General features: G+C 70.5%; 12 protein-coding genes and 1 pseudogene. 4 read left to right on the top strand and 9 right to left on the bottom strand.

The features are described 5' to 3' along the window. The 5 genes from I5G_RS12185 to I5G_RS12165 all read right to left on the bottom strand — a co-directional run. A partial coding sequence (locus I5G_RS12185) for a response regulator (RefSeq protein ID WP_022879303.1) occupies window positions 1–251 on the bottom strand: 251 nt, incomplete at its 3' end. 22 nt (window positions 252–273) lie between these two features. After that, entirely contained in the window at window positions 274–681 is a 408-nt protein-coding gene (locus I5G_RS22220; RefSeq protein WP_275574424.1) for a VanZ family protein, read from the bottom strand. Between the two features lie 50 nt (window positions 682–731). Then, the gene (gene gndA / locus I5G_RS12175; protein WP_022879301.1) at window positions 732–2,303 is read right to left on the bottom strand and encodes an NADP-dependent phosphogluconate dehydrogenase; all 1,572 of its coding nucleotides are present in this window, start codon (window positions 2,301–2,303) and stop codon (window positions 732–734) included. Between the two features lie 108 nt (window positions 2,304–2,411). Continuing rightward, window positions 2,412–2,927, bottom strand: a complete 516-nt coding sequence (locus I5G_RS12170; protein ID WP_022879300.1) for a gluconokinase — start codon at window positions 2,925–2,927, stop codon at window positions 2,412–2,414. Between the two features lie 19 nt (window positions 2,928–2,946). After that, window positions 2,947–4,353 (bottom strand): GntP family permease, encoded by a 1,407-nt coding sequence (locus I5G_RS12165; protein WP_022879299.1) that lies wholly within the window; start codon window positions 4,351–4,353, stop codon window positions 2,947–2,949. Window positions 4,354–4,479: 126 nt separating this feature from the next. Here I5G_RS12165 and I5G_RS12160 point away from each other — a divergent pair, with 126 nt between their 5' ends. Beyond that, entirely contained in the window at window positions 4,480–5,190 is a 711-nt protein-coding gene (locus I5G_RS12160) for a FadR/GntR family transcriptional regulator (protein ID WP_022879298.1), read from the top strand. A 42-nt stretch (window positions 5,191–5,232) separates the two neighbouring features. Here the strand turns inward: I5G_RS12160 and I5G_RS26750 are convergent, their stop codons facing one another. Further along, window positions 5,233–5,358 carry a hypothetical protein gene (locus I5G_RS26750; protein ID WP_022879297.1) on the bottom strand — a complete coding sequence of 42 codons (126 nt, stop codon included), beginning with the start codon at window positions 5,356–5,358 and terminating at the stop codon, window positions 5,233–5,235. 284 nt (window positions 5,359–5,642) lie between these two features. On the opposite strand from I5G_RS26750, the gene I5G_RS12150 reads away from it, so the two are divergent. Together I5G_RS12150 and pth are read left to right on the top strand one after the other, a co-directional pair. Beyond that, window positions 5,643–6,281 (top strand): 50S ribosomal protein L25/general stress protein Ctc, encoded by a 639-nt coding sequence (locus I5G_RS12150; RefSeq protein WP_022879296.1) that lies wholly within the window; start codon window positions 5,643–5,645, stop codon window positions 6,279–6,281. Between the two features lie 104 nt (window positions 6,282–6,385). Further along, window positions 6,386–6,967 (top strand): aminoacyl-tRNA hydrolase, encoded by a 582-nt coding sequence (pth, locus tag I5G_RS12145; protein ID WP_022879295.1) that lies wholly within the window; start codon window positions 6,386–6,388, stop codon window positions 6,965–6,967. A 43-nt stretch (window positions 6,968–7,010) separates the two neighbouring features. Here the strand turns inward: pth and I5G_RS25885 are convergent, their stop codons facing one another. The 3 genes from I5G_RS25885 to I5G_RS22215 form a co-directional block, all read right to left on the bottom strand. After that, window positions 7,011–7,154, bottom strand: a complete 144-nt coding sequence (locus I5G_RS25885; RefSeq protein WP_187288835.1) for a hypothetical protein — start codon at window positions 7,152–7,154, stop codon at window positions 7,011–7,013. A 353-nt stretch (window positions 7,155–7,507) separates the two neighbouring features. Further along, window positions 7,508–8,047: a hypothetical protein gene (locus I5G_RS12135; protein WP_022879293.1), complete on the bottom strand. Its 540-nt coding sequence runs from the start codon at window positions 8,045–8,047 to the stop codon at window positions 7,508–7,510. Between the two features lie 110 nt (window positions 8,048–8,157). Beyond that, window positions 8,158–8,628 carry a hypothetical protein gene (locus tag I5G_RS22215; protein ID WP_022879292.1) on the bottom strand — a complete coding sequence of 157 codons (471 nt, stop codon included), beginning with the start codon at window positions 8,626–8,628 and terminating at the stop codon, window positions 8,158–8,160. 117 nt (window positions 8,629–8,745) lie between these two features. Between I5G_RS22215 and I5G_RS22210 the strand changes: the two are divergent. Next, a pseudogene (locus I5G_RS22210) lies at window positions 8,746–9,960 on the top strand (transcription-repair coupling factor); the annotation flags it as partial.

The following is a 9,960-nucleotide window of genomic DNA, read 5'->3' as shown; positions in this document are numbered from 1 at the left end:
CGCAGACGCTGCAGCACGGCCATGCCGTCGAGGTCAGGCATCATGATGTCGAGCACCATGGCATCCGGTTCGAAATCCCGGGCGGCCTGCAGGGCGTCGAAACCGGAACCCGCCGTGCGCACGTCCCACCCCTCCATGCGCAGGGCCATCGACAGCAGGTCGGTGAGCATCTGCTCGTCGTCGACGACGAGGACGCGCAGGGCGCTGCCGTCGGGGCGGGTGAAGGCGGGAGCGCTGGCGGTCGCGGTCATGGGATTCATTGTGCGCGCGTAGCTATGAGCTTTCTATGGCGAGGGCTATGCGCTCGCTGTGAGAACGGACAGCGCGGGCGATCAGCGCGCCGAGCAGCACGCCGAGCGCCGCTCCAGCGGTGTTGGCGACGACGTCGCGCATGTCGGCGACTCGGGTGGGGAGGAAGAGCAGCTGTGTCGTCTCTATCGCGCCGCTGAGGACCAGCCCGCCGAGGATGCCGTGCCACGGTCGTCCACCCCAGGCGAGGACCAGGAGACCGAGGGGGACGAACATCACGACGTTCGCCGAGAACTCGACGACGTCGAACGTCACCCACGCGGTCGGCGGCCACGCGGCGAGGGTCTCCAGGATCCGACGGACGAATCCCGCCGTGTCGGGGTCGTAGGGCACGGGCCGCAGCGTCATCCACCACACGCCGAACGCGTACAGCGCCGAAGCGGCGACGAGCAGTGCCCGCCGCCGCTTCGTCCGGATGTTCGTCAGTGCGTGTCCTCGGCCTCGATCTCGGTGCGGTCGCCGGACCAGAGCGTGTGGAAGGTGCCCTCCTTGTCGATGCGGCGGTAGGTGTGGGCGCCGAAGAAGTCGCGCTGTCCCTGGATGAGCGCGGCGGGGAGGCGGTCGGCGCGGAGTCCGTCGTAGTACGCCAGCGACGAGCTGAACGCGGGCGCCGGGATGCCGGCCGCCGCGGCCAGCGCCACGATGTTGCGCCAGGCGTCCTGGGCGCGGCCGAGGGCCTCGACGAAGTACGGCGCTGTGAGCAGCACGGGCAGGTCGGCGGTGTCGTCGTAGGCCTCGGCGATGCGGTTGAGGAACTGCGCGCGGATGATGCAGCCGCCGCGCCAGATCTTCGACACCGCGCCCAGGTCGATGTTCCAGTCGTACTGCGCGGCACCGGCACGGATCTCATCGAAGCCCTGCGAGTACGCGACGATCTTCGACGCATACAGGGCCAGACGCACCTGCTCGATGAACGCGTCGGCGTCCTCGCCGGCGAGCAGGTCGGTGCCCGACGGGCCCGGGAGCTCGCGGGAGACGCTGCGCTGCTCGGGGTGGCTGGACAGCGAACGGGCGAAGGTCGCTTCGGCGATGCCCGAGACGGGGACGCCCAGGTCGAGGGCGGTCTGCACGGTCCACGCACCGGTGCCCTTGGCACCCGCCTGATCGAGGATGACATCCACGAGCGGGGCTCCGGTCTCGGCATCCGTCTGGCGCAGGACCTCGGCGGTGATCTCGATGAGGTACGACTCCAGCTCGCCGCGGTTCCACTCGGCGAACACGTCCGCGATCTCGGCGGGGGTCTTGCCGGTGGCGCGGCGGATGAGGTCGTACGCCTCGGCGATGAGCTGCATATCGGCGTACTCGATGCCGTTGTGCACCATCTTCACGAAGTGTCCGGCGCCGTCGTGGCCGACGTGCGTCACACACGCCTCGCCCTCGGCGACCGCGGCGATCGAGGTGAGGATCGGTCCCAGCGTCTGCCACGACTCGTCCGAGCCGCCCGGCATGAGGGAGGGGCCGTTGAGGGCGCCCTCCTCGCCGCCGGAGACGCCCATGCCGACGTAGTTGATCCCGGTCTCGCGGACGGCCTTCTCGCGGCGGATCGTGTCGGTGAACAACGCGTTGCCGCCGTCGACGATGATGTCGCCCGGCTCGAACACCTTCACCAGTTCGTCGATGACGAAGTCGGTCGCCCGGCCCGCCTTGACCATGATGATCGCCGTGCGGGGCTTCGACAGGGAGGCCGCGAAGTCCTCGTACGAGAACGACGCCACGAACTCCGCCTCGGGGTGCTCCGCGACGAGGTGCTCGGTCTTGTCTGCGCTGCGGTTGAACACCGCGACCGTGTTGCCCTCGCGGCTGGCGAGGTTCCGCGCGAGGTTCGAGCCCATGACGGCCAGACCCACGACACCGATGTTGGCGGTGCCGTCGCCCTCGCCCTGGGGACGGGAGCCGGCCTCGGTGGTGGGACGCTCCACCTCTTCGATGCCGGGCGCACCCTCGTGCACCTGAGCGGCCTCGTGCGGTGCCTGGTTCTGATCGGTCGACGTCATTCGTTGCTCCGTGTTCACGTGCGAAGGGAGGGGTGGCGGACGAGAGTCACGTGCCCCCGCCACTTTATCGGCTCGCTGCGGCGCCGATCCGGCGTCCGCGGGGACCGCTCAGGGGGTGGGGGACAGGTGCAGTCGGGCGATGACCTCGTCGACCTGTTCCTGGGGTGTGAGGTCGAGGTCGACGTGGATCGCCCGCTCATCGGCATCCGGGATCTCCAGGGTGTCGAACTGCGAGGTGAGGAGTGCGGGCGGCATGAAGTGCCCCTGGCGGCGGAGGAGGCGTTCGCGCACGAGGGTCGGGTCGCCCAGCAGCAGGACGAAGGTCACCCCGTCGCGCCGCAGCACGTCACGGTAGCTGCGCTTGAGCGCGGAGCACGTGATGATGCCGGGGCGTCCGGCCGTGATCTCACCGTCGATCCACGCGGCGACGCGGTCGAGCCACGGCCAGCGGTCGTCGTCGGTGAGGGCGTGCCCGGCCGCCATCTTCGCGACGTTGGCGGCCGGGTGGAGGTCGTCGCCCTCCTGGAAGTCCCAGCCGAGGCGACCGGCGAGCATGCCGGCGACCGTCGACTTTCCGGTTCCGGCCGGTCCCATGAACACCAGGACGGGGGCGGGGGAGGTCATATCGGGGTCCTTCCGGTTCTCAGACGAACACGCTGATCGCGAGCACACCGGCCAGACCCGTGACGGAGATCAGGCACTCGAGGAGCGTCCAGGTCTTCAGCGTCTGCGGGATGCTCAGTCCGAAGTATTCCTTGATGAGCCAGAAGCCGGCGTCGTTGACGTGGCTGAAGAACACCGACCCCGCGCCGATGGCGAGAACGAGCAAGGCCGTCATCGGGGCGTCGAGCGACTCGGTGAGGGGCTGGAGGATGCCGGCGGCGGTGATCGTCGCGACGGTCGCCGAACCGGTCGCGACGCGGATCACCACGGCGACGAGCCACGCGAGCAGGAGCACGGAGACGCTGGAGCCGGCGACGAGGTCGGCGATCACCTTGCCGATGCCGGTGTCGACGAGCACCTGCTTGAAGCCGCCGCCTGCGCCCACGATGAGGAGGATGCCGGCGATGGGGCCGAGGGAGGAGCCGACGACGCCGGTGAGACGCGCGCGGTCGAAGCCCGCGCCGCGACCGAGCACGACGAAGCCGACGAGGACGGCGAGGAGCAGCGCGATGATCGGCAGGCCCAGGAAGTCGATGACGACCTTCCACACGTCGGTGGACCCCGGGGCGAGGATGTCGGCGAGCGCCTTGAGCAGCATCAGCATGACGGGGAGGAGGATGCTCGCGAGCGTCGCGCCGAACGACGGCCGGCGGACGGGTGCCTCGCCCTTCTCCTCGGCCGAGACGAACAGGTCCGGCACCGGAACCGGGGCCCATCGCGCCGCGAGGGGCGCGAACAGGGGTCCGGCGATGATGACGGCCGGGATCGCGACGATCACGCCGAACGCGAGCGTGAGGCCGAGGTTGGCATCCAGGGCGTCGATCGCGGCCAGCGGGCCGGGGTGCGGCGGGACGAGGCCGTGCATGGCCGAGAGGCCCGCGAGGGTGGGGATCGCGATCTTCATCAGCGAGGCGCCCGAGCGGCGGGCGACCAGGATGATGACGGGCACGAGCAGCACGAGGCCGACCTCGAAGAACATCGGCAGACCGATGATGGCGCCGATGAGGCCCATGATCCACGGCAGGCTCCGGGGCGTCGCCCGCGCGACGAGCGTGTCGACGATGCGGTCGGCTCCGCCGGAGTCGGCCAGCAGCTTTCCGTAGATCGCCCCGAGTGCGATGAGGATGCCGACTCCGCCCATCGTCGAGCCGAAGCCGCCGGTGAAGCTCGTGACGGCCGTGCCGATCGGCATCCCCGCCACGACGCCCGTGGTGAAGGCGCCGATGGTCAGCGCGAGGAACGGGTGGAGTTTGCCCCACGTGATGAGCACCACGATCAGGGCGATGCCGATGAGGGCGGCGGTGACCAACTGCCCGGCCGGAGCGGCGGGGGCGGTGGGCTCGCTCGCGGCGAGTACGAGGGCGGTGGGGAGGAGATGTATGGCCATGAGCGTCCTTGGTCCGGCGGCGGCTGCGATGCCGATTCGTATTTGTCGTACATAAAAACACAGATCCCGGGTTTATGCACGACGAATATTTGCGACGATTGTCGTGACGTCTGGCATCATCGATGCATGACGACCGCTGGTCCCGGCGCGGGGACACTGCACGACGCTCTCGTCACGCGCATCGGCGCGGACATCGTCCAGGGCCGTCTCCCTGCGGGATCACGCTTGGTGACCGGCGACCTCGCCGAGGGGTCCTCGCGCGGGGCCGGGCGCGAGGCGGTCCGAGTGCTCGAGGCGCTCGGGCTCGTGAGCGTCCGCCGCAAGGCCGGTGTCGTCGTCCGTCCGGCGGCCGACTGGAACGTCTTCGCTCCCGAGATCATCGAGTGGCGGCTCGGCGGCCCCGCGCGGGGCGCGCAACTGCGCGAACTCAGCGAGCTGCGCAGCGGCATCGAGCCCCTCGCAGCCCGGGGCGCGGCGACATCGGCGACCGCCGCGCAGCGCGAGGAACTGGTGGCGGCCGTCCTCGAGATGGCCCGCACCGAGGGCGCCGCCGACGAAGCGGATTACCTCGCCGCGGACGTGCGGTTCCACCGGACGCTGCTCGCCGCCTCGGGCAACAGCATGTTCGCGGCCCTCGGCGACGTCGTCGAGGCGGTGCTCACCGGTCGGACGCGACACGAACTCATGCCGCACGACGCCAACCCGCACGCGGTGCGGTGGCACCAGGACGTCGCCTTCGCGATCGCCGCCGGTCGTGCGGAGGAGGCGGCGCAGGCGATGCGGCTCATCGTCCGTGAAGCCGGGGATGCCATGGCATCCGCGATCTCCGACGACTGAGGCGCTCGGCCGGTCCGGGGATCGAAACCCCCGGGGAGCGCGTCAGTGCTTCTTGTACCCCGCGTTGCGGCCCATGGAGAAGAGGGCGCCGACGGTGCCGATGAGTCCGATGGTGGCGATGCCGCCGATGACCCAGAGCACGACGTGGGAGAAGAAGCCGCTGTCCATGGTGATCCTCCGGGTAGATGGGGCTTCCATCGTACCGTCGCGTCGTCGCCGCCGATGACACGGGCGGGTCGTGCGAAGGGCGACGCGCTGGTAGACTTCCGGGGAACTTCGGCGAGGGATGCGTCGTCGTGCGCCCGGCGGGTGCGCGTGGCATCCGTGATCGACGCGGTGATGCAGGCTTCCGGCTTTCCTCACGCGCTCGCGTTCGAGTCGAATCCAGACCACATACGCGCGGACATGATCCGCTCACAAGCTGCGGGACCCGTGCCCGCGAGGAGAACAACATGTCGGAAGACAACAAGGTCGTCGCCGAGGTGCGCGAGAACTTCGGCAAGGGCTTCGCCCGCCGTCTGCGCGCCGCCGGCAAGATCCCCGCCGTCATCTACGGTCACGGCACCGAGCCGCAGCACGTCGCGCTGCCCGGCCACCAGGTGTCGCTGCTCATCCGCCGCGCCAACGCGCTGCTCGACCTCGACATCAACGGCAAGAGCCAGCTTGCGCTCGTCAAGGACGTGCAGAAGGACCCGGTGCGCCAGATCATCGAGCACATCGACCTCCTCGTCGTCCGCAAGGGCGAGAAGGTCTCCGTCGACGTCCCCGTCGTCGTGACCGGTGAGCCCTTCTCCGGCACGGTGGCCATGCTCGACAGCGCCACGGTCTCGCTCGAGGTCGAGGCCACCCACATCCCGCAGAACATCGAGGTCTCGGTCGAGGGCCTCGAGGACGGCACGCAGATCACTGCCGCCGACCTCACGCTGCCCTCCGGCGCCACCCTCGTGACCGAGCCCGAGACGCTGATCGTCGCGGTGTCGGTGCCGCTCGACACGCTCGCCGCGGAAGAGGAGATCGCCGAGGCGGACGCAGAGGTCGCCGAGGAGCAGTCCGAGGAGTCCGAGGCTGCGGCCGAGGCCGAAGAGAACTGATCTCGGCGGGCCGCGCGAGCGGTCCGTGATCGACGAGGGGGCGTGCATCACGCCCCCTCGTTTTCGTATCGGGGTCCGTGCGCGGACCCGGAAGGATGGATGCCATGGCGGACACGTGGCTGATCGTCGGTCTCGGCAACCCGGGCCCGCGGTACGAGGCGACCCGGCACAACGTCGGGCAGATGGTCGTCGACGAACTCGCCGGTCGTCGCCGCGAGGCATTCCGTGCGCACAAAGCGAACGCCCGGGTCGTCGAGACCTGGTTGCGTCCGGGCGCGGCGAAGCTCGTGCTCGCCAAGCCCAACAGCTTCATGAACGTCTCGGGCGGTCCGGTGTCGGGGCTTGCGAAGTTCTACGGGGTCGAACCCGAGCACGTCGTCGTCGTGCACGACGAGCTCGACATCCCGTTTGACACGATCAAGCTCAAGACCGGGGGAGGGCACGGCGGCCACAACGGCGTCCGTGACATCGCGAAGGCTCTCGGCACTCCGGACTTCCCCCGGGTGCGTGTGGGCATCGGCCGTCCCGTCGGACGCCAGGATCCGGCGGATTGGGTTCTCGATCCCTTCGGCGCGAAGGAGCGCGAGACGCTGCCAATCCTCGTGTCCGACGCCGCCGACGCGGTCGAGACGCTGGTCGAGGACGGTCTCCTCGCCGCCCAGCAGCGTTTCCACGCGCCGCGCTGAGCCCGGACCGTGGGGCCTGGGCCGCACCACGAGTCGGCCGTGATCACCGCCCGGCTCCCGAGCGCCTGGCGCGGATCGCGCGCGAGAGCGTGACGGTCCCGAAGATCGCCGCGGCGACACCGCTGAGGCAGCCGCCGAGACTGCAGAAATCGCCGACCGCGGCGACGACGGGGTCGGCGTCTCGCATCGTCTTCTCCGCCACCACGAGAAGCACCGCGCAGATTAAGCCGTAGATGAGGAACGGGACGAGGCGGGATGGGCGCGGTCCGGTCCATTCATCGGTCGCTGGGAGATCGGACTCGGGGGTTTCGGTCGAACGTGGCTGGGGCATGTGCGTCCTCTCCTGGGGCGAGCGGCCGTGAGGCCTCCGGCGAGGTTAGGCGGGATGCTCCGATGCGCGCGGAGGAGAGCGCGGGATCTGTGGATGAATCCGTGCGATCGCGGCCTGTGGAGGAGGGGTGGCGCGCAGCCTCTGCCGGGCGCAGGGGCCGGACACGCAGAAAGGCCCCGACCGAAGTCGAGGCCTTTCGCTCTCCGTGCTCAGGACACGTACGGCGCTGCGCCGATGCCCGCTCCGACGGTGAGGAAGATCAGGACGATACCGCCGCCGATCACCGCGAGGACGATCGCCGCGATGCCCCAGCCGCGACCGCGATTCTTGACCGCGGCGACGATGCCCTGGATGAAGCCCCACAGAGCGAGAGCGCCCCAGACCAGGAAGGCCCCGATCGTCAGGAGACCGGCCGCGATTCCCATCTGGCGTGCGGACTCCGGGACGCTGTCGTAGTCGAGGGTCCCGGTGCCGGTGGAGTAGTCCGCGTACTGCGCCAGACTGCCGGTCTGCATTCCACCGATCGTCGCGAGGATCGAGCCGATGATGATGCCGACGAGCGCGGCGACGAACGCGATGAGGCCGAGTCGATTCGAGCCCTTGGGGCGTGCGGCCGGGGCGGGGGCGCCGTACGCGGCGGGCGGAGCGGTGTAACCGGCCGGCGGCGCGGTGTATCCGCTCTGGGCCGCTTCGGCGCGCGTGGCCGGCGGCGGGTTGTACGGTTCGGGGGGCGGCGGTGTGCTGGTCACGGTGTGCTCCTCTGATCGACGAGGACGAGGACGTCCTGATGCGGTCAGTCTATGGAAAGGCCGAAAATTCGCCATGAGGATCGACACGCTGTCGACATAGGCGGTACGGCTCACACGGCGGTTCCGGCGGATGCGCTCGCCCCGGCCGCGAGGGCGACGAAGACCAGTACACCGAAGACGAACGGCCCGAGCGCCGAGACCACGATGGCGGCGATCCCGGTGCCGCGCCCGAGGTTGCGAGCGGTGGCGACGATACCGATGACGAGAGCGGCGATTCCGAGCACGGTTCCCGCCCAGAAGGCGATCTCGCCCAGCAGGACGACGTCGCGGACGGGCGAGAGCACCCGCCAGTCGAAGGTCTGTCCGCCCCGGGCGATGAACTCCGCGCCGGCGCCCCGGGCGACGATGAAGGCGGCGGATCCGCCGACCGCGGAGGCCACCACCCCCGCGAGGAGGGCGAGCACGAGGCCGATCGCCCCCAGCGGCCGATGACGGGATGCCGCCGGCGGCGGCGTCAGCAGCGTTCCCACCGGGGGCGCCGCGTGCGGCGCGGCGAACTCGGGCGAGCCGGGCGAGGTCATGACCTCACTGTACGACCCGTGCGGCGGGAGCGCGGAAGGTTCCGTGCGGGGTGATGTCCGGCCCCGACGGACCTGTATCCGCAGCTCCCGGAGCCCGTGTCCGTGCCCCCGCGTAGGATGTGTCGAGTGACAGTTCCCGGGATCGTTCGCGCCCTCGAGCAGGCTGAGTCGTACCGGGAGGCCGCTGCCGCGGCGTCCTCCGATCTGTCTCTCTCCGTCGTCGACGGGCTCGACGCGCCCGTCATCGCGGGACTCCTCGAGCGTCGGCGCACGAGCGGAGCGCCCGGAGCCGTTCTGGTGATCGCGCCGACCGGTCGCCGCGCCGAGTCGCTCGGACCCGCCCTGGACGCCGTGCTCCCGGGCGCGCAGGTCCTGCACTTCCCCGCGTGGGAGACGCTGCCCCACGAGCGTCTGAGCCCGAGCCCCGAGACGGTGGGGCGCCGTCTCGACGTCCTGCGCCGGATCGCCGCGTGGGACGGTTCGGTTCCGCTCGTCGTCACCGCGTCCGTGCGCAGTGCGCTCCAGCCGTTGGCACCCGGGCTCGGCGACGTCGAGCCGGTGGAGCTGCGCGTCGGCGGCCGCGGGCACGAGCTCGAGGACGTGACCACGCGTCTCGTCGAGCTCGCGTACCACCGCGTCGACATGGTGTCCCGCCGGGGCGAGTTCGCCGTGCGCGGCGGCATCCTGGACGTCTTCCCGCCGGTCGCCGACCACCCGTACCGCGTCGAGTTCTTCGGTGACGAGGTCGACCAGATCCGCGCGTTCTCCGTGGCCGATCAGCGTTCGCTGCCCGGTGAGGTGTCCGAGGTCTCGCTGGTCCCGAGCCGCGAGCTGCTGCTGACCCCCGCGGTGCGCGAGCGCGCCGCCGAGCTGCGCGACGGCTACCCGGGACTCCGGCAGTTGCTCGAGAAGATGGCCGAGGGTATTCCGGCCGAGGGCATGGAATCCCTCATCCCCGTGCTCGTCGACGATCTCGTCACGCTCGTCGATTACCTTCCCGGTGGCAGTGCCGTCGCCCTCGTCGACCCCGAGCGTTCGCTCGCGCGCGCGACGACGCTCGGCGACACCAACCGCGAGTTCCTCGAGGCCGCATGGTCGGCGGCCACCGCCGGAGCCGCTACGCCGGTCGATCTGGGCGCGGGCGACTTCGTGACGATCGATGACCTGCGCGAGGTCGCGAGCGGCCGCGGCGGCGTGTGGTGGCGCTTGAGCGCGTTCGACTCCGGAGCGGCGGATGCCGAGGCCGAGGGCCTCGTCGTGGGCGACGACTCCGCGCACCGGGTGAAGGCAGACCCCGTGCCGTCCTTCCAGGGAAACGTCGACGGGGCGACG

The organism is Microbacterium sp. B19 (assembly GCF_000333395.1).
Classification (GTDB): domain Bacteria; phylum Actinomycetota; class Actinomycetes; order Actinomycetales; family Microbacteriaceae; genus Microbacterium.
Note: the sequence above shows the minus strand (reverse complement) of the source record. Positions and strands in the feature narration are given on the sequence as shown.

What these genes read in the sequence shown, in the direction of transcription:
- pth (WP_022879295.1), top strand. Translation starts at nt 6,386, where the DNA reads ATGGCGGACACGTGGCTGATCGTCGGTCTCGGCAACCCGGGCCCGCGG.
- I5G_RS12150 (WP_022879296.1), top strand. Translation starts at nt 5,643, where the DNA reads ATGTCGGAAGACAACAAGGTCGTCGCCGAGGTGCGCGAGAACTTCGGC.
- I5G_RS22215 (WP_022879292.1), bottom strand. Translation starts at nt 8,628, where the DNA reads ATGACCTCGCCCGGCTCGCCCGAGTTCGCCGCGCCGCACGCGGCGCCC.
- gndA (WP_022879301.1), bottom strand. Translation starts at nt 2,303, where the DNA reads ATGACGTCGACCGATCAGAACCAGGCACCGCACGAGGCCGCTCAGGTG.
- I5G_RS12170 (WP_022879300.1), bottom strand. Translation starts at nt 2,927, where the DNA reads ATGACCTCCCCCGCCCCCGTCCTGGTGTTCATGGGACCGGCCGGAACC.
- I5G_RS12165 (WP_022879299.1), bottom strand. Translation starts at nt 4,353, where the DNA reads ATGGCCATACATCTCCTCCCCACCGCCCTCGTACTCGCCGCGAGCGAG.
- I5G_RS12160 (WP_022879298.1), top strand. Translation starts at nt 4,480, where the DNA reads ATGACGACCGCTGGTCCCGGCGCGGGGACACTGCACGACGCTCTCGTC.
- I5G_RS26750 (WP_022879297.1), bottom strand. Translation starts at nt 5,358, where the DNA reads ATGGACAGCGGCTTCTTCTCCCACGTCGTGCTCTGGGTCATCGGCGGC.
- I5G_RS25885 (WP_187288835.1), bottom strand. Translation starts at nt 7,154, where the DNA reads ATGCGAGACGCCGACCCCGTCGTCGCCGCGGTCGGCGATTTCTGCAGT.